Below are 1,139 nucleotides of genomic sequence, written 5' to 3' on the forward strand. Positions count from 1 at the left end.
GCTTTCAGGAAGCATTTGCACAGGCAAGCTTGAACCAGTTGTGGATAGTTGTAAAACCAGGAATACAAATGCAATGAATCTGCCTATATTGCCTGCCAGTACGACTAGGAAAAACACGATCGCCAGGAAGGTTAAGCTGACGAATATCGAGAATAAAACCAGCATGATGCCATTTGTAAACGTTGATTTCAAATAAAAAGACGCGAAAATGGAGGCGATTAGCGCCTGTGCCGCGGCAAACGCCGCCATCGTTCCTAATTTATTGGCATACCATCTGAAGGCCGAGATTTCTGTAATGGCCGGCTTTTGTAAGTCGAAAAGACATGCCATGACCAAAACACCTACAAATAGCGCTAATGAAAGGATATATGGCGCATTAGCATAGCGATATTTAGGGAATGCATGGATGGCTTTCCCGCTCAATTGGACGGGTGCGGCGAACATGTCGATATTCGGTTGGTCCGCGTGGATGTTACTCAATTTACCGGCGCCGCCTGAAAGTCCAGCCGCCAGCTCCTTGCTGCCATCTTTGATGGCACCTAAACCGCCATCCACTCGATGGACACCATCAGCTAAAGGGCCCCAACCAGTTTTTACGGTGTTCGTACCGTCACTTACCTGGATCATCCCCTCATTTAGCTTGTTTGCACCGGCTGTTAACTGATTCCAGCCAGCCATTACGGTTTGGTTACCGGCAGCTACGGCTCCGGTTCCGGCTGCAAGCTCACCTGTTCCGTCAGCCAATTTGCCTGAACCACTTGCTAGTTCATTACTTCCGGAAGCTGCCGAACCGATCCCATCGGAAAGTGCTGCCGAGCCATCGGCCAGTGTGCTCGTGCCTTCAGCCAATGCTTTATTGCCATCAGCCACCGAACGGGTACCGTCGGCAACCGCGCCTGAGCCAGCAGTCAAGGCTTCACTTCCTTCAGCTACTGAACGGGTGCCATCGGCAAGTGCTCTCGAGCCGTTTGCCACAGCGCCTGAACCATCAGCCAATTTCTTATTTCCTGAAGCTACTGAATTCGTTCCATCGGCCACAGCTTTCGTACCCTTGGCCAAAGCACCTGAATTATCAGCCAATTTTTCATTGCCTGATGCTACACGGCTTGTTCCATCGGCAACCTTTTCGGCACCAGCGG

General features: G+C 50.9%; 1 protein-coding gene. It reads right to left on the reverse strand.

Features of this window, described 5'->3' with window-relative positions; all coding sequences use genetic code 11:
- Positions 1 to 1,139: YhgE/Pip family protein (locus CVN76_RS04955; protein WP_198512486.1), on the reverse strand; the 1,139-nt coding region annotated here is incomplete at both ends.

This window comes from Bacillus sp. mrc49, assembly GCF_002803435.1.